The organism is Blautia luti (assembly GCF_013304735.1).
In the GTDB taxonomy this organism is placed as follows: Bacteria; Bacillota; Clostridia; order Lachnospirales; family Lachnospiraceae; genus Blautia_A.
This window is the reverse complement of record NZ_JAAITI010000115.1, coordinates 1-362: the sequence shown is the minus strand read 5'-3', so window position 1 is coordinate 362 and position 362 is coordinate 1. Positions and strand designations below refer to the sequence as shown.

Genomic DNA, 362 nt, shown 5'->3' with positions numbered 1-362 from the left:
TGATTACTCTGTTCAATAACAGATAAATCGATGTCTTCCTATCTTTGCGTTTGCATTAATTTCTTAATACTTTGCGTTTAAGGATATTTGATTAACTTAATCAAATCTCATGTATGCAGTTTTCAAGGTACAATGCTGACTGATGTTTTATCAGCCATTTAAAAAGAAAATATCTTTTCTTCTTAAATCACTGGTAAAACCAGCATCTATTCTCATCAGGCTAACCTGTTTTTCTTTTTTGATCTGGCGCCCACCTGCTCTCCCACACCGTCTCCAGTGCAGTACCATCGGCCGATTGGGTCTTAACCGTCGTGTTCGGGATGGGAACGGGTGTGTCCCCCAACCGCATCGGCACCAGAAAT

1 rRNA gene is annotated in these 362 nt (G+C 40.6%); it reads right to left on the bottom strand.

Annotated features, from left to right (window positions below):
* Positions 1-241: 241 nt before the first annotated feature.
* Positions 242-359: ribosomal RNA gene (gene rrf / locus G5B06_RS18700) — 5S ribosomal RNA — on the bottom strand.
* Between the last annotated feature and the right edge of the window lie 3 nt (positions 360-362).